This is a genomic window from Altererythrobacter xiamenensis (assembly GCF_900177715.1).
Classification (GTDB): domain Bacteria; phylum Pseudomonadota; class Alphaproteobacteria; order Sphingomonadales; family Sphingomonadaceae; genus Erythrobacter; species Erythrobacter xiamenensis.
On record NZ_FXWG01000002.1, the window covers coordinates 778,814 to 798,496 of the forward strand.

At 59.6% G+C, this 19,683-nt stretch carries 17 protein-coding genes; 6 read left to right on the plus strand and 11 right to left on the minus strand.

The window, feature by feature from the left end:
* Window positions 1-31 precede the first annotated feature (31 nt).
* From CCE89_RS09185 to CCE89_RS09220, 8 genes are all read right to left on the minus strand, one after another.
* Complete coding sequence (locus CCE89_RS09185; protein WP_086437714.1) at window positions 32-1,252, minus strand: NHL repeat-containing protein; 1,221 nt, start codon at window positions 1,250-1,252, stop codon at window positions 32-34.
* Between the two features lie 19 nt (window positions 1,253-1,271).
* Window positions 1,272-2,402, minus strand: coding sequence for a pyridoxal phosphate-dependent aminotransferase (locus CCE89_RS09190; RefSeq protein ID WP_234990022.1), 1,131 nt, complete (start codon window positions 2,400-2,402; stop codon window positions 1,272-1,274).
* A gap of 17 nt (window positions 2,403-2,419) precedes the next feature.
* Window positions 2,420-3,295, minus strand: a complete 876-nt coding sequence (locus tag CCE89_RS09195) for a sulfite exporter TauE/SafE family protein (protein WP_086437715.1) — start codon at window positions 3,293-3,295, stop codon at window positions 2,420-2,422.
* Window positions 3,296-3,350: 55 nt separating this feature from the next.
* A complete protein-coding gene (locus tag CCE89_RS09200) occupies window positions 3,351-3,746 on the minus strand; it encodes a GtrA family protein (protein ID WP_086437716.1) in 396 nt (131 codons plus the stop codon).
* A 1-nt stretch (window position 3,747) separates the two neighbouring features.
* Entirely contained in the window at window positions 3,748-4,476 is a 729-nt protein-coding gene (locus CCE89_RS09205; protein ID WP_086437717.1) for a class I SAM-dependent methyltransferase, read from the minus strand.
* A gap of 1 nt (window position 4,477) precedes the next feature.
* Entirely contained in the window at window positions 4,478-5,416 is a 939-nt protein-coding gene (locus tag CCE89_RS09210; protein ID WP_234990023.1) for a glycosyltransferase family 2 protein, read from the minus strand.
* Window positions 5,417-5,623: 207 nt separating this feature from the next.
* The gene (locus CCE89_RS09215; RefSeq protein WP_086437719.1) at window positions 5,624-7,504 is read right to left on the minus strand and encodes an ArnT family glycosyltransferase; all 1,881 of its coding nucleotides are present in this window, start codon (window positions 7,502-7,504) and stop codon (window positions 5,624-5,626) included.
* Window positions 7,501-9,030: a hypothetical protein gene (locus CCE89_RS09220; protein WP_143256002.1), complete on the minus strand. Its 1,530-nt coding sequence runs from the start codon at window positions 9,028-9,030 to the stop codon at window positions 7,501-7,503. The genes CCE89_RS09215 and CCE89_RS09220 overlap by 4 nt, the downstream gene beginning before the upstream one ends.
* 386 nt (window positions 9,031-9,416) lie before the next feature.
* Here CCE89_RS09220 and CCE89_RS09225 point away from each other — a divergent pair, with 386 nt between their 5' ends.
* Window positions 9,417-10,070, plus strand: coding sequence for a class I SAM-dependent methyltransferase (locus CCE89_RS09225; RefSeq protein ID WP_086437721.1), 654 nt, complete (start codon window positions 9,417-9,419; stop codon window positions 10,068-10,070).
* Here the strand turns inward: CCE89_RS09225 and CCE89_RS15150 are convergent.
* The 3 genes from CCE89_RS15150 to CCE89_RS09235 all read right to left on the minus strand — a co-directional run bounded on the left by CCE89_RS15150 (window position 10,004) and on the right by CCE89_RS09235 (window position 12,981).
* Window positions 10,004-10,807, minus strand: a complete 804-nt coding sequence (locus CCE89_RS15150; protein WP_143256003.1) for a hypothetical protein — start codon at window positions 10,805-10,807, stop codon at window positions 10,004-10,006. The two genes, CCE89_RS09225 and CCE89_RS15150, sit on opposite strands and share 67 nt — an antisense overlap.
* Window positions 10,804-11,832, minus strand: a complete 1,029-nt coding sequence (locus CCE89_RS09230) for a glycosyltransferase family 4 protein (RefSeq protein ID WP_159456632.1) — start codon at window positions 11,830-11,832, stop codon at window positions 10,804-10,806. Before CCE89_RS09230 ends, CCE89_RS15150 begins: the two co-directional genes overlap by 4 nt.
* Window positions 11,833-11,952: 120 nt before the next feature.
* Window positions 11,953-12,981, minus strand: coding sequence for a glycosyltransferase family 2 protein (locus tag CCE89_RS09235; RefSeq protein ID WP_086437723.1), 1,029 nt, complete (start codon window positions 12,979-12,981; stop codon window positions 11,953-11,955).
* A 159-nt stretch (window positions 12,982-13,140) separates the two neighbouring features.
* On the opposite strand from CCE89_RS09235, the gene CCE89_RS09240 reads away from it, so the two are divergent.
* From CCE89_RS09240 to CCE89_RS09260, 5 genes are read left to right on the plus strand one after another with little or no spacing between them, the layout of a single operon-like run.
* A complete protein-coding gene (locus CCE89_RS09240) occupies window positions 13,141-14,127 on the plus strand; it encodes an ArsR/SmtB family transcription factor (protein ID WP_086437724.1) in 987 nt (328 codons plus the stop codon).
* Window positions 14,124-15,053, plus strand: a complete 930-nt coding sequence (gene metF, locus CCE89_RS09245; protein ID WP_086437725.1) for a methylenetetrahydrofolate reductase — start codon at window positions 14,124-14,126, stop codon at window positions 15,051-15,053. Before CCE89_RS09240 ends, metF begins: the two co-directional genes overlap by 4 nt.
* Window positions 15,050-16,096, plus strand: coding sequence for a homocysteine S-methyltransferase family protein (locus CCE89_RS09250; RefSeq protein WP_086437726.1), 1,047 nt, complete (start codon window positions 15,050-15,052; stop codon window positions 16,094-16,096). The genes metF and CCE89_RS09250 overlap by 4 nt, the downstream gene beginning before the upstream one ends.
* Complete coding sequence (gene metH / locus CCE89_RS09255; protein WP_086437727.1) at window positions 16,096-18,708, plus strand: methionine synthase; 2,613 nt, start codon at window positions 16,096-16,098, stop codon at window positions 18,706-18,708. The genes CCE89_RS09250 and metH overlap by 1 nt, the downstream gene beginning before the upstream one ends.
* Window positions 18,684-19,640 carry a sulfite exporter TauE/SafE family protein gene (locus CCE89_RS09260; protein WP_086437728.1) on the plus strand — a complete coding sequence of 319 codons (957 nt, stop codon included), beginning with the start codon at window positions 18,684-18,686 and terminating at the stop codon, window positions 19,638-19,640. The genes metH and CCE89_RS09260 overlap by 25 nt, the downstream gene beginning before the upstream one ends.
* Window positions 19,641-19,683 lie beyond the last annotated feature (43 nt).

Genomic DNA, 19,683 nt, shown 5'->3' on the forward strand with positions numbered 1-19,683 from the left:
GTCTCCAAAAGGAGATGCCCGGCGAAGCCTTTTATTCGGCCATTCCCGTAAAGACGAACTTCTGAACGCGGCGTCCGGTGTTCACTTCGGTAGTGTAGACATTGCCGTCGCTGTCTACGTCGACGCTGTGCAGCCAGATGAACTGCCCGGGATAACGACCGTTGCGCCCGAACGAGCCAAGTATCTCGTGCGTTTCGCGCAGCAGGATCCACACCCGTCCGTTCATCATGTCCGCGACATAGACGTATTTGCCGTCAGGGCTGAACGCGACATCGCTCGCCGTGCGCGTGCCTCCGGTTTCAGGCGCAATCACGATATCTTCGACGAACTCGATCCCGCCTGACGTTTCGCGAAACAGCTGCAGCCGATTGTTGCGGCGGTCGCAGACATACACCGTGTCGTCCGGTCCGCGCACGACGCAGTGCACGATATCGCCGAAACTCGTGCTTTCAGGGTTCGCGCCGCCGTCGCCCGTGCTGGTCGCCTGGCTCTGGTCGAAGGGCTCATCGCGCGTGCCGCCATCCGGGTTCTCGCCATAGGCGCCCCATAATTGCGCAAAGGAAAGGTCATCCTCTGCGAACTCGATGATCCGTTTGTTGATGTAGCCATCGGCAACGAGGACGCTTTCGCCGTTGCTCGCGATATCGGCCGGATTGCCGAGGTATTGCTGCGAGGCATTCCCCTCGGTCGACTGGCGGCGGCCGATCTGGCGGATGTATTCGCCATCGGCAGTGAAATTGAGCACCACGTGATCGCCATTTCCGTTCCCGCCGAGCCACACGGTCATCTCGTCATCGACGTAGAGACCGTGGACATTGGCGGGCCATTGCTCGTCCCCCTCTTCGACAGCATCACGGCCCTCACCCGTCACGGTACTTTCGCCCGGAGCAAGAGGCGGGCCGCCCCAGCTACGCAGCAGATTGCCCTGCTGGTCGAACTGCAGGACGTGGGGCGGCGCCTTGCAACAGGCCACCGTGATCGGCGGGTCCTGATCGAGCCCGATCTCGGTCGGGTTAAGCGAGTTGGGCCGCGTCAGGATCCAGATGTTGTCATCCTTGTCGACCGAGAGACCCGGGATCTGGCCCAGGATCATATCTTCGGGCAGCTTGGGCCAACTGGTATCCACCTTGAAGGTCGGGACCGGAACCTCGGTATCGAGGCGCTCGCTGGCGACATCGACCAGCGTTTCCGCCTGAGCGACGTTCGAACAAAGGGCCGCTGCACCAATAGCCAGGCCAAGACCTATTCGCATCAAACTCTCCTCTATTCTTCTAGCCGAACAGGCTATCGATAACTTCCGGCAGGGCTTTTGCATACCGCGCGACGTCTTCGATTCTGCCCGTGCTGACGCGCGAATATTGCGTCCAAGGCCCGTAGGCGCCGCGGATCGAAATGTTGCGCGCTTTCATCGCCGCCTGCACCTTGTCGGCATCGGGGACCTTCACGTAAACGAAGTTCGTCTGCGAGGGCAGGGCGGTCAGCCCGGCAGCCACGACCGCATCGAGGATCATCGCACGGCCTTCGCTCACCATCAGTTTCGATTTTTCGAGGAAGGCCATGTCGCTGTAGCTCGCGATGGCGCCCGCTATGCCTGAGATATTGCCGCCGAAGCTCATCAGAAAACCGCGGATGCGCTCTGCATTTTCTTCCGTAGTGATGGCGTAGCCGACGCGCATTCCCGCCATGCCGTAAATCTTGGAGAAGGTGCGGCAGATGATGACATCCTTGCCCTCGCGCACCAGCCCCACGAGCGAGTTGGCGTCGGGCGTGTCGGTCAGTTCGTTATAGGCCTCGTCAACCAATAGCGTGGCTTCCGGCGTCACCTTGGCCGCAAAGGTTTTGAGCGCGGCAGCATCGATCAGCATGCCGGTCGGGTTGTTGGGATTGCAGACCTGCACCAGCGATACCGCATCGACCATCGCAGCCGCCATCGCGTCGAGATCGACGCCCATGTCCGGTCCCAGCGGTACCCGGATCGACTTGACCCCCTGGCGCTCGCCATATTTGACGGTCGTATCCCAGAAGAGGTCGGGGCACAGTATCGCGCCCTTTTCTCCCCAGGCCAGGGCTACTGCGCAAAGGATCTCGGTCGATCCGCTGCCGACCACTACCTGGCTCGGCGAAACACCGTGGCGCTCGGCGATCATCTCCTGAAGATATTCCAGCCCGCGATCGGCGTAATAGCACCCCATCGTCGCAGTCCTGTTGATCGCCTTGATCGCCGATGGTGACGGCCCGTAAGGATTCTCGTTGCGGCTGAGCAGCGCCTGTCCGCTCAGCGGTCCGAAGGGCATAACCTCGGCAGCCGGGGCCGCGCCTGCAGTGCTGGCTGCCATGGGCATCGCGGTAAGGCCCGCACCGAAAGTGGCTCCTGCAAGGAAACGTCTGCGATCGGTGAACATGGGAGAGGTTCCTTTCTTCAGTATTTGGCGATCATCGTCACTCCAACCACCACGAGGTAAATCCCGAAGACCCGCCGCAGGATCTCGGGGCGCAAAAGGTGTGCGGTCGCAACGCCCAGAGGGGCGATCAGCACCGACATCAAGGTAATGACGAGCGCAGCTGGCAGATTGACATATCCGACCGATCCCCAGGGCAGGTTCGGCTCTCCGAAGCCGATCAGCAGGAAGCCGATTGTCGCCGGGATAGCGATGATCGCGCCCATGCCTGCCGCCGTGCCGATCGAGCGGTGGATCGGGTTGCCGCAGGTGGTCATGACCAGCGTCGTCAGCGTCCCGCCGCCAATTCCGAGGAGCGCGGAGATCACGCCCAGACCGCCCGCGATTCCGGCCCGCGGCAGGCCGGCGGGCATGGGGACCAGCTGCTTCTCTTCCCCGCGAGAAGGCCATAGGAAATAGACCGCAAAGCCGAGCACGCCGACGCCGAAGATCATCGCGAGCTCGGCTCCGGTCACCCGGTCGGCAATCAGCGTTCCGAACACCGTGCCAAGGACAACAAACGGCGCCCAGCTCTTCAACACGGAGAAGTCCACGGCGTTTCGTGCAGCGTGGCTCATGGTCGAGCGGATCGAGGTGAAGATGATCGTTGCCAGTGAGGTGCCCACCGCGACATGGGCGACCTGCGATTGCTCGACTCCGAGCATGGGGAACAACAAAACGAGTGCCGGAACGACGACAAAGCCGCCACCGATCCCGAACAGGCCGCCGGCGAAACCCGCGCCTGCCCCGGCAAGGAGCAGTGCGATTACCGTAAAGGCCAGAGATCCCGGATCGCCCACCAGCGCATCATTACCCAGGAGCGCGAGTTCGCCAAGCGATTTGTTGCACCGCAACATCGGGCGGATGTTCTGGGTCGGACGAGCGAGCAGCTAGGTCCCTATGAAGGCCCGGTCAGGAGATGCGAGTGTCACCCTCGGGACGGTAAACCCAGAGCTTGGCCACAAGAAACGACACCGGCGGCACCACCGCGATCACGATCGCGGCATAGAGCCAGCTTGGCCACCCGTTCTGTTCGACGATGAAGACTATGACATTGGTCAGAGCAAAGCTCAGCGCGGATTGCCCGAGGAAGCGGATGAAGGCGCGGGAAACATTGCCTCGATACAGAAATGTGATCTGCGAATTTCCGCGAAAGGAGATGCCGAGGGCCGCTGCCGCGCCAAGCGCGTTTGCGACATAGGGATTGAGCGCGAGAACGGTCATCAGCGTGTAGGCCAACGCCACATGGACGAAGGTCGCGAGCACACCGATAATTCCGAAGAACGCCACCTGTCGGACGAGCGACATATCAGGCTCGCTTTGCTACCGCATAGAGGGACAGGCCGAACGGCAACGAAAGTCGTCCGATAAGCGAGCTCTCGGCGCCGAATATCCCACTGAAGAGAGAGTTGATCGCAGGTGGCGGCAACTTGTCCGTTCCGGCTGGCTTGCTCGTGACGCGCGAGGCGAGGCGATGCGCCACCGCAATCGGAAACAGGATCGAATTGAAATAACCGGTATCGACCGGTTCGAGACCTGCGGCGCGCAGGCTGGCGCTCAATTCCTTGCGCGAATAGCGGCGCTTGTGATGGTGGATCTCGTCGTGTCCCGACCATAGCCACTGGAAAGCGGGCACGGTGATCAGGATAAGCCCGTTTGCGGTCAGATGCTCCTTCAAGGTTTCGAGCGAGCCTCTGTCATCATCGATGTGTTCAAGCACATCGAGCATCGCGATCAGATCGAATTGTTGCTGGTCCAGCTGCAGATTGCGCGGAAGTTCGCCCGGCTGGATATCGATGCCCGACATCTGCCGTGCAAAATCGCGTGCGCTCGCATCGAATTCGAAAGCGCGCACATTCCCGAACTCGCTCAGCATCGCGAGATTTCCGCCGTAGCCGCACCCGGCCTCCAGGATATTCAGGCCCTGAGAGCGCGATACATGGCGTTCGATGAGACGCCGGATGAACTTGCGTCGGCCGACGAACCACCAATGCTCTTGCTGAAGGTCGCGGAGCGACTCATATGCGGCGGCGTCCACGTCAAAGCCCTTCGGTGGAAGCGATGATGTAAAGCGGCCGGCCGCGGACCTGGACGGCCACCCTGCCGAGATACTCGCCGATAAGTCCGAGGCTGATCAGGTTCAGGCCTCCGAGAAGCAGGATTGCGACCATCAGCGAGGCGTAACCGGGGACATCTGCACCGTGAACGAGGGTGTAGAAGATCAGCCACCCTGCATAGCCGATGGCTCCAATCGCAATGAGAGCGCCAATCAGGGTCCAGACCCTGAGAGGCAGGGTCGTTGAGGAGGTTATACCGTCAAAGGCAAGCGACAGCAGCTTGAGCGGTTTCCACTTCGTCTGGCCGACATTTCGGTCGGGCCTTACATACTCGACAGTCGCCGTCTCGAAGCCGATCCAGGAGAACAGCCCCTTGTTGAAGCGCGTGTGCTCGGTCATGTCGTTGAGCACTTCGAGCGCGTCGCGATCGAGCAGGCGGAAATCTCCGACGTCGTCGGCGATCGGTTGGTCGGAGATGAGGTTCATCATCCGATAGAAGACCCGCGAACTTGTCCGCTTGAACCAGCTGTCGGCACTGCGATCGGCCCGCCTTGCATTGACGACCTTTGCGCCGTTTTTCCAGGCTTCGACCATGGGACGAAGCATGTCGGGCGGGTCCTGCAGATCGACATCCATGGGGATCGCCGCGTCACCACTGGCAGCGTGCAGGCCTGCGCTGAGTGCCGCTTCCTTGCCGAAATTGCGCGATAGTGAAATCAGTTTGATCCGCGCGTCATTCTTGCGAAGCGCACGCACAACGGTGGCGGTGGGATCGGAGCTGCCATCATCGACGAAAATAATCTCAAGGTCGGGTGTATCGGAAGCGCCATTCCATGCGGCTTCGATCGCTGCGTCAACGCTTCGAACGAATTCGCGGATCGCGTCGGCTTCGTTGAGCACCGGCACTACCAGTGACAACATTGGCTTACCTGTATGGTGCCCGCTTTGCTCCGGCGCTGAAGCCCGTGTCATCGTCTGCCCTCCTGGAGCCAGGCCCGCCCTTTCAGCGCCCAGATCCCCTATCTGGACCGTCTTCGGGTGGAATGGTTAATTCCTGCTTACCAAATCGATCGATGTTTGTGAAAGCATCGGCATGTCGAAGTTCAAAACTATTGAGGGAGGCCGGCTCTATTCCGCCCTGATTTCGAATAGAGTCTGACCTTCGAGGCCGATGTCGGTTTCGATCAATCGCAAGCCTTTACGGTTACGCAATCCATCGGTGACGTAATTTCGGGCCACGAAGACACGGTAGCCATCTTCATGAGCTTGCCTGATCAGATCGTAGTCGAACGTGTCGCTTCTGTCGGAAGGCGCAGAGACGAGTAAGTTAGGCGATGCGACAACGTGTCCCGGCGCGAGCGCCCACCCGAGAAGAAATCGTGAAGGAACGTAAGCGAGCGAGCGTTCTGGGATCTCGCGATAGACTTCGTTCATCACAAGCGATTTATTACGATTGTACTGGGCATTGAGGAAATCGAATGTGGCGAAGTGGACGGAAAGCGCCAGTCCACCCCCAAGAGCGACAACTAAGGCTGTCCGCAGCATCGATTGATACTTTGCGACGAAAAAACTAGATAAAGCGAGCAATCCGATCAGACCGAAGACATAGGTTGAGAGTATCTGGTTTACGCCGGCGAAATGCGTGGCGCTAAATAAGAGCCACAGTTGCTCAGCGAGAACTAGCAAGACTGCGCCGATTAGAAGCTTTCGAACTGGATCGCTGACGGTACCGACAATCTCGAATATGAGTTTCGCGGCTAGCGCGCAGAGCCAAGGAAGCAATGGCAGGAAATAACGCATGTTGCTGCTCATTCCGCCATGCCAATCCTTGGGAAAGAATGGGAGGCTCCAGATTACTGCCAGGATCAGGATCGATAGCTTGATACGGCTTTCGATATCGCGGGCTCCCCAGGTCAGGCCTAACAGCAGTGCGAGCCAGGGCATGCTCTGGCCGAGTGCCTTCTTCCATAGTCCCCAGAAATTGACAGTGCCGTTGTCGAGATAGGCCACGCCCGGACGACTGTCTTGAAGGATGGTTGCATCGACCACCAGACCCCAGAAACCGTGCAGATAACGCAGCGTGAAACCATGAGCGATGATTGCGAGGACAAGTCCAAGTGCACCAATGGTCCAGAAAACCAGATCCTTGCGCCGAATTTTCGACCAGCTTGAATGTAGCACGAGAAATACTGCGCCAGCCAGCGCCAATCCGATGAACGCAGGAAGGTGATCGGCGAAGGTGACAGCGCCGCCCGTCTTCCGCCCATAGGATAGCGGATTGAACGTGCCGAACTTGACCCAATTCGCTGCCGAAGCTGCCGCGAGAAAGGGCAGGAAGCCTGCGCCAAGCAATGCCGAGCGAAGATATGGCCTGTCAGCAAACAGAAAGAGCACGAGCCCGACAGCCGGCAAAACCAGGATGGTATCGGTTCGAAACAAAAGCCCGAACCCGATAACCGCACCCGCTGCAACCGATCGAAAGATGAGCGAATTGTCCGATTTGATCGCGTCCAGCGTCAGAGCGAAGGCCCATGTCACGCACAGCACGCTCACAGCGTGTGGCCACACCGCGAATGCATACTCCAGGAAAAATGTGCCTCCCAACAGGAGGGCGCAGGAAACCAGTCCTACCTCGTGGCCACCAAAATGACGTTTCGCGATCGCGTAAAGCAGATAAACGGTGAGTGCGGCGCTGAGGGTATTGACCAGCATCAATCCGTGCAGGCCGAACAGCGACATCAGCGGGCCGCCCAGAATGGCGGTGCCGGGTGGATATTGCGGGGTGAGGCCCGATGGGCCGGGAACTAGCAATTGCAGTTGCAGTTGCTCGGAATGCCAATCTCCCGGGCCGTTGGAGACCACGAATGATCGGGAGTTCGCAAAAGCGTCCGCTCCTGCGAAATAGATAAACTCGTCAATGGTAAAGAAGCCCGGCGAGAGCGCAAAGAGCGCGAGCGTGAAGGCGATTACCACTGCGCCCAGCGACCAGTAGGACCGTGCGAACGTCATTCGGCCGGCTCGCTAATCTTCGCCGTATCACAACGCCACACGCCATACTGGAACCGTTCTACCGCGCCGATCCTGCGACAATTCGACCAGGCTTGTGCGAAGCGCGGATCGTCTTTCATGAAGTCGATGTAGTTGAAGGCGAGACCGCCGAAATAGCTCTTGTTCTTTCTCTCATCGGCGAACACGTAATCGGGGCGATTGCGCAAGAAATCCTCGGTGTTCGCATCTCGTGCGGCTCCGAGAATCCCAGTGAGATCATTGCAGGTTTTCGGCTTCGCGCCGCATTCCGTTTCCTGCAAACCGATCAGCGCTCCCGGGATCAACCATTGTGCGGGGAAGCGGCTCGACCACTGTCCTCCCACCGCATTGGTGAAGGGGAACCCGGCCGATACGTTCGTGCTGTATACAAGGATGCGGGGAGCCGGGGCCTCGATGAAGCTTGCGAATGGCGAGACCATCTTCGTATCGTATGGCCCACGTTTGAGCTGGGGACCAATTGCGAAGATCACCGCGCCCATGACGAGAAACAAGACGGCAGTTTCGCGCCTTGCGAAGCTGCGCCGACTGTGGGCAATCCAGAGCGCGCTGAGAGCGGTGAAGAATGAAAAGGGGAGGGCCTGATAATTCCATCCCTTGAACTGTATGAGATAGACGGCCAGCGCGCCGAGAGTTCCCGCAACCAAGCTGCGGCCGACCTGATCCAGTGAGTTCCTCGTCCAGAGCACAAGAAGCACTAGAAAGAAGAGTGCTACCGCCTCGCTTCTGAACAGGACCGTTTGCCACGAAAGACCAAAATCGCCGTAAACGCGGGTGGCGATCGGTACGATTTGGGTAAAGTACTCGAAGTGAAAGACGAGCACGAACAGTGCATAAAGCACCAGGCCGAGTGCGAGTCCCAGATTCGCGGGGAAGAAAGCGCGTTTGAAAATCTCGCGCGAAGGTCCGGCAAGCAGAAGGGCCAGGGGGATCAGCAGGAAATAGGGCTTGAGCGCCAGGCCGAGCGCGGCAACGAGGCCCATTGCGAATTGCTCGAAAACTCCGATCGAAGCCCGATCTCTGCCGATAATGCTTAGATAGAAATACGGCAGGGCGAAGATCAGCATGATGTGTTCGCGCTGGGTGAACTCGGAAATCGGCAGCAGAAACAGTCCGACAAGCCCGACGACCAGGAACAGCAGCCGATCACCATTCGCCAGGTCCGACCGCTCCAGAAGACGCGCGGCCCAAAGGGTCGAGGCGCCAGCTAGCGCACAATAGAAGAGCGTGTAGGAAAGCGTGTCCGAAATCTGGATGATGTCTGCCAGGACAAGCGCCGGCACTGTGAGGTAGAAGTTGAGCGGTGGATTGATCTCGATGATGTCGAGATAGAGCCTTTGCCCCTCGAGAAACTTGCGCGTCGCGATGAGATACCAGCTGGAGTCGTGCGTCAGAAGGAACTGCGAATAGAATGCGGCTGCCAGGGCCGCGCACACGATGGGCAGGGCGTATAGCCCGGCAATCAGCCGTCTGGAGGCGACCTCTGTCACGGCGCCACGCTCACATCATGAAGAGGCAAACAAGCGGATCGCATTGGCGCGTGAGGATCTGGCAGTGCGTGCTGCTGCTCCTCGCCGGACAACTTTGTCGCCATGAAACCGTTTCGCCCATTCCCGCCCGTTCTCGACAGGGGAATTAACCTTCCTGTCCTAACGACTGGTAAACCATAAATTGCCGCCGTTCAGGCTTTTGGGGAGGATGGGGCAAGATTGCTGGGGAAATGTCTCGAGCAAGGCTAAGGCGAGAGTGCCGCTAAAGGTGGGCCCAAGCGCTATGTATCTCCCGGCAGGGGCAGGTTCGAAATAAGGCGAACGCTCATCCCAATCTGGGCAAACAGTCTTGCTTACGGGGTGGATGAGACCTTAATACGCTTCGAATGGATTCAATATCTCTTCACTCCGGCGATTACGTCGAGCGCTTCAAGAGTTCTCCAACATTCAGGGTATCCCGCCTTATACCGCTTATGGATGTCGGGCCGACAGATCGAGTAGTCGATTTCGGTTGCGGGATCGGTATGTTGTTGGATTGCTTGGATTGTTTCGACTCATACGATGGCGTTGACTTTTCGCCGGATTTTATTGCTGTCGCCAACGAGAAGGCTGGCGACAATGCTCGTTTCCACTGCGCTGACATTGTTGATTTCTGTAAGAATAATCAAAGTGCATTTGATGTTGCTACAACCTTAGATTTCAGTGAGCACATCGACGATGAAACATTCTTGACCATTTATAGCGCTATTAAAGATTCCCTGGTTTTAAACGGGCGACTTTATCTACACACGCCGAATCTCGATTTCTTTTTGGAACGGGCAAAGGATATAGGGATAATTCGCCAGTTTCCTGAACACATTGCTGTGAGAACCGCGGGTCAACACAAGAGGTTGTTAGAAAAATGCGGCTTTGGCGCGATTAAAATCTCGACCATTCCTCACTACAATATTTTGCGAAAAATCCACCCGCTTAGTCATTTGCCAATCGTCGGCTCCTTCTTCGCAGCGCGTCTTTGGATTGAAGCGAGCGTGACGAAGTAAGCGATAGCCGCGATCAGGCCGTCTACCGCAGCCGTAAGAAGACGGTGGACGATGATGGCTGAGGCAAGAATTTCGGGCGAAATCGATTTTTCTAGCAAGGCCACCAAGGCCACTTCTCTCACGCCAATTCCCGCTGGAGCCCCGGGAAGTAGAAATCCAATCAGCCACGCGATGGAGTATGCGGCAATCGCTCTTGGTTCGTCCACGAGAATGGCGAGTGAAATTCCTGCGAGCAAGAGGCCAAAGGCGAGAGACAAAATCGGGAAAACGTATTTTCTGTAGCCGGTGAGCAGCAATGCCGCCAGTGCAGCGAAGCACGCGATGCTTATCCAATAGGAGAACAAGAAACCTCCTACCAGAAGTGAGGCAAAGCAAACGCATCCAATTTCAATCGGCAATACATAAGCAGACACTTTTAGTGGCAGTCCAATTTCTTTGGCTAGAAAAGCTCGACCCAAATGGTGGGCAAAATTACCCGGTATGTATTTTGCGGCCTGCGAGACCATATTTATGGCAATGCCTGATTTGAAGGGTAATTCATTTCCTGTTGCCCTTAGTATAGACATCCAAGAAAGAGAAGTTGTAAAATGTGTCAAAGAATACAGTACGCTAGAAATCGCCAGAGAAGTTAGCGGAATCTGGATGGTTCCAGACCAATTTTCTCGTAAGTACAGCCCAACGAAAACAAGGCTCGTAATGAATAGGATTGTACCGAGAAAATAGATGAGGCGTTTCATATGGTATAGTCATTCATTCTGAGCGCTTTTTGATAAACGGAAAGAGTGTCCTTTGCTACGCGCTCCCAGCTATAGTATGTACGAGACCTAGCGGTTGCCTTCTCGCACCAATCGGCGCGATGCTCTGCTGGCCAATTCGCTATATCCTTTATGGCGTTTGCCCACGCAGCCGCGTTACCAGCCTGCAACAAGAAACCTGTCTCGTTGTGCAGCACAGCATCGGTTAGGCCACCATGATCCGCCGCAAGGACGACGCCGCCTGCAGCCGCCGCTTCCGGCGCGACCAAACCGAACCCTTCATATTCACCATTCTTGGGTTCGATGTTTGGGATAATGACACACAGAGCCTCCGCGAATCTGTTCGCTAATTTATCTTGGGGCAGGGCTCCAAGAAATTGCACGCGGGGATCAGAAAGCGCCTTCTCTTCGCTCTCGTCCCAAATGGGGCCCGCCACTTCCAGCGAGAACTCGCTCGGCAGAAGTGGAAGAACCGTGTCAACGAACCATGACAACCCCTTCCGTTTCACTAAGCGACCGGCAAACAAGATGGTTTGCGAACCTACCTTTGGCGTTCCACTCGCGTCAAAGTCGCTCGCGAGGGGGACAACCTCGATATTCTTCCAGCCGGTTTCGGCGGTGACTTCGCGAGTAGCACTTGAGTTTGCGATAATTGTAGCTCGCTGCCCCAGCAAGAATGCGCCGATACGTAGGTAGGCCCCATAGAGAGAGCCCGCAATTCCTCCTCGGCGATGATATGCTACGTCGGTGCCGTGAGCCGATATTACCAGAGCTGCTCGACGCCAAATGAGTGTCAAAAATCCAAATGGCCAAATGGCCATATCCCCAAGGTGTAGAATTTTGGGTGCCGTGGGGCGCCTCAAACAACTCACAATTACTGTAATGGGAAAAGACAAGAGCTCGAACCAGCCCGGAGGCATTCCATTTGTCTGTCCGCGAAGCGAAACGATCTGTGTGCGCTCGAGCACCTCCATGGCCTCAGTCAGTCGCATCGAATAGGTTTCCATGCCTCCGCTTGCTGGAGCCCATTTCCTAGTGATGAAAAGGACTGGCGCGTTCATGGTCAATTCGCATTCGGTTTTCGCATTGCCATAAGACATCGCGTTGGTCGCAATTGCCGGACATCATCAGGCTGCCCGGATGTCCGGCTCGTCAGTGTCGCTGTCGCCTTTGTTGTCCTCTTCGGTCACATCCTGGGTGGGAGGCAAGGGCTTGCGCAGATCCTCCTCGATCCGCGAAATCTTGTGCAGCGAACTCTCGATCAGGCGCCGGTTCGTGCCGATAAGGTCTGCCAGCAGACCGAGGATCGATACCAGCAGGCCGAGGATGACGAGCGCAGATCCGAGCACCAGCGATTGCAGGTGACCGTCGCCATTGCCCTCCACGAAGAACCACAGGAAGCGCAGGATCGGCACGAAGCCGATCAATGTCATGGCGAGGCCAATGCCGAGGAAGAAACGCAGCGGGTTATAGGTCAGATAGACCCGCGCCATCGTCATCCCGGTATTGCTGATGAAGTCGGGGATCGACTTGAACAGGCGGGACGGGCGCGCGGCTGCATTGGTACGCACCGGCACGCTAATGACGGCGAGGCGCTTGCGACCGGCCTGGATCAGCATGTCGGTCGTATAGCTGAAATCGGTGGTGATATTGATGCGCTGGGCGGCCTCGCGGCTGATCGCGCGGAATCCGCTCACGGCGTCGGTAATCTCGAGTTGCGATAGACGCTTGACCGTCGCGCTGCCGAGGCGTTGCAGGCGGCGCTTGAACAGGCCGAAATGCGGATTGTCGGCCACGCCGCGATCGCCGACGACGATATCGGCTTTACCGGCAACGACCGGCGCGACGAGCTTGGCAATGTCCTCGCCGACATATTGTCCATCCGCATCGGTGTTGACGATGATGTCGGCACCTTCGGCAAGCGCTCGCTGCATGCCGGAGTTGAACGCTGCGGCGAGCCCGCGATTGCGGCGGTGGCGCACGATGTGATGCACGCCCATCCGGCTTGCCACGCCTGCCGTATCGTCGCTGCTGCCATCGTCGATGATGAGCAACTCGACCGTATCGATGCCATCGATCGACTGAGGGAGCGCTGCAATGGTTTCGGCCAATGTCTCGGCTTCGTTGAGACAAGGTATCTGGATGATCAGTTTCACGCGCCCTTCGCCCCCCGAGATGCGGATTAACGAGCCCTAGTCCGCTATGGTTAACAAAATACGACCGTGGCGAACAGATGCGGCTTGAAAGCCGAACTTTGGCTGGGCGCATAAGAATTGCCATTTACAGACATAACGATACCTTTATATCTATCGCGAATGGCCATCGAATCCATCTTCCGGGCGCTCGCAGACCCGACGCGGCTGCGCATTATGCGGCTCATCGGTGCGATGGAGCTGGCCGTGGGCGAACTCGCGCAGGTACTCGGGCAGAGCCAGCCGCGTGTCTCCCGCCATGTCGGGATCCTGTGCGATGCGGGCCTTGCCGAAAGGCGCCGCGAGGGCAGCTGGGTGTTCCTGCGCGCGCCTTCGATCGCCGACAGCAGTTCACCCTTGACCGAGGCGACCCAGCGCCTGCTCGCGGTGGCAGAGCGGGCTGATGCGCAATTTGCGCGCCAGTGCGATGAAGACCGGCGCAAGCTCAACGCGATCCGCTCCGCGCGCCAGGAAACGGCCGAAGGCTATTTCGCGCGTCATGCCGAGGAGTGGGACGATCTGCGCCGTCTTCACAGCCCCGACCAGATGGTCGAGAAAGCCTTGATCGAGGCGCTGGGCGATGCGCCGCTCGGTCAGCTGCTCGATATCGGCACCGGCACCGGACGCATGGCAGAACTGTTCGCGCAGCGCGCCGACCGGATCGTGGCGCTCGACAAGAGCCTTGAAATGCTGCGGATCGCACGCGCCAAGCTTCAGCACCTGCCCACCGAGCGGGTCCAGCTGGTGCAGGGCGATCTTGCTGCCTTGCCCTTCGATGCCGACCAATTTGACACGGTGTTGCTGCACCAGGTTCTCCACTTCGCGCAAGAGCCGCGGACGGCTCTGGCGGAAGCCGGCCGTGTGATCAGGCCCGGTGGGCGCATCGCCATCGTCGATTTTGCGACGCATGAGCGCGAGGAATTGCGCGAGCGTCATGCCCATGCGCGCTTGGGCTTTTCCGACAAGCAGGTTCAGCACTTGCTGCGCGACGCAGGTTTCGCGCCCCGCAAGCCGATCGCCCTCGAAGGCGGCGAGCTCGTCGTGAAGATCTGGGTCGGCGAGAAGCAATCAAAATCCGTTACCAATGCCGTGCAGGAGAACCGGGCATGAGCCCCACCGTGGATCAAATGCGGGAAGCGCAGCTCGCGCTCGAAAACCCGCTCTTCTCCGATGTCGCAGGCGACATCGACATCAGTTTCGAGTTTTTTCCGCCGAAGACGGAGAAGATGTCCGAAACTCTGTGGCACAGCGTCGAGACGCTCGCGCCGCTGGCACCGAGATTCGTGTCTGTAACCTATGGGGCCGGCGGTTCGACCAGGGAGCGCACGCACCAACAGGTTCTGCGCATCCAGAATGAGGCTGGCATTCCGGCGGCGGCGCACCTGACCTGCGTCAACGCGACGCGCGAGGAAGTCGATGCGGTCGCGCGGCATTATTGGGAAGAGGGCATTCGCCACATCGTCGCCCTGCGCGGCGATCCGCCTGAAGGCGACGCGAAATATCGGCCCCATCCCGAAGGCTACCAGAATGCCGTCGACCTGATCGGCGGGCTCAAGAAAATCGCGGACTTCGAGATCTCGGTCGCGGCCTATCCCGAGGTTCACCCGGACTCGCCGGACGCGCAGGCCGACATCGACAATCTCAAGGCGAAGTTCGATGCGGGCGCGACCCGCGCGATCACTCAGTTCTTCTTCGATCCGCAGTGCTTCTTCCGCTTTCGCGACAAGGCGGCGGCCGCCGGTATCGATGGCGAGATCGTACCCGGCGTCATGCCCGTGGTCAGCTTTGCCGCCGTCGAGCGGATGAGCGGCCTGTGCGGAACCTCGATCCCGCCGTGGATGAAGGGCCTGTTCGAAGGGCTCGACGAAATGCCTGACGCGCGCCAGCTGGTCAGCGCGACTATCGCCGCCGAACTGTGCCGCAAGCTCTATGCTGGAGGCGTACGGCAATACCATTTCTACACGCTCAACCGCGCCGAGTTGAGTTACGCCATCTGCCACATGCTGGGCAAACGCCCCGGGGAGAACCAATCGTGAGCGCCCGCCAGAAACTCATCGAGGAATGTGCGAAGCACGTGCTGGTGAAGGACGGCCCCTATGGCACCGCGATCCAGCGCGCGGGCCTGTCGGCGGAAGATTACGCGGGCGATACCGGGCTGACGCAGGATCAGAAGGGCAATAACGATCTCGTCAATCTGACGCGGCCCGATGTCATCCGCGCGATCTGCGACACTTATATCGATGCAGGCGCGACGGTGCTGGCGACCAACACCTTCAACGCCAACCGCATCAGCCAGGCGGATTACGGTGCAGAAGGCCTCGTCCACGAGATCAACGTCTCGGCGGCGCGCATCATTCGCGAAGCCTGCGACGACGCCACCGCCAAGGACGGTCGCCCGCGTTTCGTTTGCGGTGCGATGGGCCCGACCAACAAGACGCTCTCACTCTCGCCGCAGGTCGAGGACCCGGGTTATCGCGAGGTGACATTCGATGAGGTCAAGCAGGTCTACCGCGAGCAGGCCGAGGCTCTGGTCGAGGGCGGGGCCGACTTCATCCTGATCGAGACCGTGTTCGACACACTCAATTGCAAGGCCGCGATCATGGCGGTGAAGGAACTGGAGGCAGAACGCGGCGAGGATATTCCGCTGATGATCTCGCTCACGCTCACCGATCTTTCCGGGCGCAATCTGTCGGGTCATACGGTCGAAGCATTCTGGAACACCGTGCGCCATGCGAAGCCCGCGACGATCGGGCTGAACTGCAGCTTCGGCGCAGAGCAGCTTCGCCCGCATGTCCAGCTGCTGTCGGACATCGCCGACACCCTGCTGATGGCCTATCCCAATGCCGGCCTGCCCAACGAGCTGGGCGAGTATGACGAATTGCCAGAAACGACCGCGGCCCTGCTCGGAATGTGGGCCGAGAATGGCCGGGCCAATATCTTGGGCGGCTGCTGCGGTTCCACCCCCGAACATATCGCGGCCATCGCCAAGGCCGTCGACGGCACAGCGCCCCGCACAGTGCCGGATCGCGACACCGCGATGCAGCTCGCCGGCCTCGAACCCTTCACGATTGCAGCCTGATGACCGAGAAGAACACCGCACGCTTCGTCAATATCGGCGAACGCACCAATGTGACCGGCTCCGCCCGGTTCAAGAAGCTCATCATGGCGGACGATTACACCGCCGCGGTCGAGGTCGCGCGCCAGCAGGTCGAGAACGGCGCGCAGATCATCGACGTCAACATGGACGAAGGGCTGCTCGATGCCGAGCATGCCATGACGACCTTCCTCAAGCTGATCGCGGCCGAACCCGACATCGCCCGTGTGCCGGTGATGATCGACAGTTCGAAGTTCGACGTGATCGAGGCCGGGCTGAAGTGCGTATCGGGCAAGCCGATCGTCAATTCGATCTCGATGAAGGAAGGCGAGGACGCTTTCCTCGAACAGGCGCGCACTTGCATGAACTATGGCGCGGCAGTCGTCGTGATGGCCTTCGACACCGAAGGGCAGGCCGATACGAAGGATCGCAAGGTCGAAATCTGCACCCGCGCCTATGAATTGCTGACCGGGATCGGCTTCCCGCCCGAAGACATCATCTTCGACCCCAATATCTTCGCGGTGGCGACGGGGATCGAGGAACATGACCGCTACGGGCTCGATTTCATCGAAGCGGTGGCGGAGATCAAGGCGGCGTGCCCCCATGCCAAGACATCGGGCGGGCTTTCCAACCTCAGCTTCAGCTTCCGCGGCAACGAGACCGTGCGCCGCGCGATGCACTCGGTCTTTCTCTATCACGCGATTCCCGCCGGGCTCGACATGGCGATCGTCAATGCGGGCCAGCTCGACATCTATGACGATATCGACCCCGAATTGCGCGAGGCGTGCGAGGATGTGATCCTGATGCGGCGCCCGGATGCGACCGAGCGGCTGATCGACCTGGCGGAAAGCTACAAGGGCAGGTCGGCAAAGGACGAGAAGGAAGCCGAGGAATGGCGCGGCTGGCCGGTCGAGCGCAGGCTCGAACATGCGCTGGTCAAGGGCATCGACGCGCATGTCGTCGACGATACCGAGGAAGCTCGCCAGAACTTCTCCCGCCCGATCGAGGTAATCGAAGGCCCGTTGATGGACGGCATGAACGTCGTCGGCGACCTGTTCGGCAGCGGCAAGATGTTCCTGCCGCAGGTGGTGAAGTCCGCGCGCGTGATGAAGAAGGCAGTCGCGCATCTCATCCCCTTCATCGAGGCGGAGAAGGAAGCCAGCGGACAGGCCAACCAGTCCAAGGGCACGATCATCATGGCGACGGTGAAGGGCGACGTTCACGACATCGGCAAGAACATCGTCGGCGTCGTCCTGCAGTGCAATGGCTATGAAGTGATCGACCTCGGCGTGATGGTGCCGTGGCAGGACATCCTCAAGTCGGCGAATGACAACAAGGCGGACATGATTGGGCTTTCGGGTCTGATCACGCCATCGCTCGACGAGATGGTGACCGTTGCCGAGGAAATGCGCGGCGCGGAGATGACCATGCCGCTGCTGATCGGCGGCGCGACGACGAGCAAGGTGCACACGGCGCTCCGGATCGATCCGGCCTATCCGGGGCCGGTGATCCACGTGCTCGATGCGAGCCGCGCGGTGGGCGTTGCCTCCAAGCTGCTCTCGGACACGCAGAAGGACGGCTTCGTCGAGGAAACGGCGAGTGAGTACGAGCGGGTGCGTGAAGCGCGGCAGGGCAAGACGCCGAGCGTGCTGCTGAGCCTCGAGGATGCGCGGGCGAATTATTACGACGCCTATCTCTCGGACAAGCCCGCACCGCCGCTCCAGCCCGGCGTGCATGTGTTCGAGGATTGGGACCTTACGGACCTGCGCGAATACATCGACTGGACGCCGTTCTTCCGCGCCTGGGAATTGCACGGAAACTATCCTGCGATCCTCAAGGACGAAGTGGTGGGTGAGACCGCGACTCAGCTGTTCGCCGATGCCAATGCGATGCTCGACAAGATCATCGCCGAGAAGTGGCTGACCGCGCGCGGTGTCGCCGGGTTCTGGCCCTGCGCGCGCGACGGCGACGATGTGACGATCCACCGGGTGGACCAGGAAGAGCACGTCGTGCTGCCTTTCCTCCGCCAGCAGGTGAAGAAGAGCCGCGACCGCGCCAATATGTGCCTCGCCGACTTTATCGACCCGGCGGGTGACTGGATAGGCGGCTTTGCGGTCGGCATCCACGGTATCGAGGAGCATTCGAAGCGCTTCCTCGCGGACAAGGACGATTATTCGGACATTCTGCTGAAGGCATTGGCGGACCGTTTCGCGGAAGCCTTTGCCGAGCGGCTCCACCAGCATACCCGCACCGACCTGTGGGGCTATGCACCGAAAGAGCAGCTGACCAACGAGGCGCTGATCAAGGAAGAGTATCGCGGTATCCGGCCCGCGCCCGGCTATCCCGCATGCCCTGACCATTCGCTCAAGCCGATCCTGTTCGACCTGCTCGATGCGGAGAACAACGTCGGGCTGACGCTCACGGAGAACTTCGCCATGTATCCGACCGCGGCGGTGAGCGGCTTCTACTTCGGCCATCCGGAAAGCCAGTACTTCGGCGTTGCCCGGATCGGTCGCGACCAGCTCGAGGACTATGCGCAGCGGCGCGGGGTCGATATGGCGACTGCCGAACGATGGCTACGCCCCAATCTCGACTGAATGCGGTCCCGCCGACCATTGCGCATAGCTCGCGGTTGGCGCTGATCGGCGGGGCGCTTCTGGCGCTCGCTTACCTGGCCTGCTGGGCCTTGGTCGAAACCGATCGCGCGCTGCTCGAGCAGTTGTGGTTCCTCCCGGGCGTTGGCGTGGTCGGTGCGATTATTGCCAATGCCAGCGGGACAGGCGGAGGGGTGGTCTTCGTGCCCGTCTTCAACGCGCTGCGCGATCTCGGCGTGATGGCGACGGGTCCCTTGCAGGTCGTCGCCGTTTCGATGGGCATTCAGGCCTTCGGGATGAGTTTCGGCGCGCTGCGCTGGACCGACCGGCTTTATCACCAGCACGCGCCGGTTGAGGGAGAGGCGCAGGTCGTCGCACGCGACTACTGGCTGGTGAGCGCGCTGGTCATCGCCATCTCGGTTCCGGCGCTGCTCGCAACGCAGCGCATGGTGCCGTTCGACGGGCCGACGGTCCTGCTGGGCTACAAGAGCTTCTCGATCCTGCTGGGACTCGCGCTCATTGCCGCGACCTGGACGATCAATCGCGATGTTCCCGAGCGCGGGCAACTCGCGCGGATCGATCTCTTCGTGCTGGCAGCCCTTGCCGTCCCGGGCGGCGCGCTGACCGCGCTGTTTTCGGTAGGGATCGGCGAGCTCGTCGCCTTCTACCTCTTCCTCCGGCACTATCCCGTCCTGCTCTGCGTCGGGACGGCCTGCGTGATCTCGGCAGTCAGCGTGATCGCTGGCCTCGCCTGGCACATCCAAGCGGACACGGTGCAATGGGAAGTCGTGTTGCTCGCCGCGCCCGGCGCCATGGTCGGTGCGTTCTTCGCACGGCCGATCGCACTGTGGCTCGGTCCTCGCAAACTGAAAACCGCGGGAGGCGCCTGGATCGTGGCTTCGGCGCTCTATCTGCTCTGGCTCAACTGGGCCTGAAACACGCGCACAATCCGCAAAACCCGCCCGTCAGCAGGCTTTT

Bases quoted from the DNA above. Each gene is read 5' to 3' on its own strand.
- CCE89_RS09190 (WP_234990022.1), bottom strand. From the start codon at position 2,402: ATGTTCACCGATCGCAGACGTTTCCTTGCAGGAGCCACTTTCGGTGCG.
- metF (WP_086437725.1), top strand. From the start codon at position 14,124: ATGAGCCCCACCGTGGATCAAATGCGGGAAGCGCAGCTCGCGCTCGAA.
- metH (WP_086437727.1), top strand. From the start codon at position 16,096: ATGACCGAGAAGAACACCGCACGCTTCGTCAATATCGGCGAACGCACC.
- CCE89_RS09225 (WP_086437721.1), top strand. From the start codon at position 9,417: ATGGATTCAATATCTCTTCACTCCGGCGATTACGTCGAGCGCTTCAAG.
- CCE89_RS09260 (WP_086437728.1), top strand. From the start codon at position 18,684: ATGGCTACGCCCCAATCTCGACTGAATGCGGTCCCGCCGACCATTGCG.
- CCE89_RS09215 (WP_086437719.1), bottom strand. From the start codon at position 7,504: ATGACGTTCGCACGGTCCTACTGGTCGCTGGGCGCAGTGGTAATCGCC.
- CCE89_RS09200 (WP_086437716.1), bottom strand. From the start codon at position 3,746: ATGTCGCTCGTCCGACAGGTGGCGTTCTTCGGAATTATCGGTGTGCTC.
- CCE89_RS15150 (WP_143256003.1), bottom strand. From the start codon at position 10,807: ATGAAACGCCTCATCTATTTTCTCGGTACAATCCTATTCATTACGAGC.
- CCE89_RS09240 (WP_086437724.1), top strand. From the start codon at position 13,141: ATGGCCATCGAATCCATCTTCCGGGCGCTCGCAGACCCGACGCGGCTG.
- CCE89_RS09230 (WP_159456632.1), bottom strand. From the start codon at position 11,832: ATGGAAACCTATTCGATGCGACTGACTGAGGCCATGGAGGTGCTCGAG.
- CCE89_RS09210 (WP_234990023.1), bottom strand. From the start codon at position 5,416: ATGTTGTCACTGGTAGTGCCGGTGCTCAACGAAGCCGACGCGATCCGC.
- CCE89_RS09195 (WP_086437715.1), bottom strand. From the start codon at position 3,295: ATGTTGCGGTGCAACAAATCGCTTGGCGAACTCGCGCTCCTGGGTAAT.
- CCE89_RS09185 (WP_086437714.1), bottom strand. From the start codon at position 1,252: ATGCGAATAGGTCTTGGCCTGGCTATTGGTGCAGCGGCCCTTTGTTCG.